Origin of the sequence: Streptomyces albiaxialis, from assembly GCF_039530985.1 — a bacterium.
Taxonomy (GTDB): Bacteria; Actinomycetota; Actinomycetes; order Streptomycetales; family Streptomycetaceae; genus Streptomyces; species Streptomyces albiaxialis.
The window spans coordinates 1-664 of sequence record NZ_BAAAPE010000043.1; the positions used below are offsets into that span (position 1 = coordinate 1).

The window sequence follows — 664 nt, forward strand, 5'->3', positions numbered from 1 at the left end:
ATCCCGGCGACCGGTTTAGCGAATACCTTGTGCAAGGTGCGCCGACTGTGTCAGACTGCACGTGCAAGGTCAGGCGGACACAAGGGAGTGACCATGAACCGCACCGATGAGAACTTCGCCGCCGCACTCGCCCACACCACTTCCGAGATCTCCCGCACGGACCAGAAGGCGAGCCTCCTCCTGGCGCTCAACGGCGTTGTACTCGCCGGTCTCGGCACCATCGGCATGGACGGCTCGGCCGCCTCCCGCGCCGCCGCCTACGTCGGGGGCACGGCGCTCGTCGTCGCCGTCGTCCTCGGTCTCCAGGTCGTCCGGCCGCGCCTCGGCGGACGCGGTATCCCGGCCGACCGAGGCAGCTTCGTCCAGCATGCAGCGCTTGACCAGCCGGATGGGCCTGGACCTGCGCTGACACACCAGAAGCCCCCGCCCGTAGATGCCGGGCGGGGGCTTCGTCAGCGGGGCGCTGCGCGCTCCGTGATCACGGGGTGACAGGATCACCCCCCAGACATAGGCACGGCCCCGGGCTCCTACACCCAGGGCCGCCGCCTCCGAATCGCTCTCAACCAGCGAACGGATGACGTTGCTTTGACCAGCGTACGAGAAGGCGCCGAGAGAGCGCCACAGCGCCCCGCAGGACCGCGCTGCCACTGCGGGACCCCGATCA

At 69.3% G+C, this 664-nt stretch carries 1 protein-coding gene; it reads left to right on the forward strand.

Going from position 1 to position 664, the window contains the following annotated elements; all coding sequences use genetic code 11:
* Positions 1-93 precede the first annotated feature (93 nt).
* Positions 94-489 (forward strand): Pycsar system effector family protein, encoded by a 396-nt coding sequence (locus ABD343_RS40810; RefSeq protein WP_344535943.1) that lies wholly within the window; start codon positions 94-96, stop codon positions 487-489.
* The last annotated feature ends 175 nt before the right edge of the window (positions 490-664 follow it).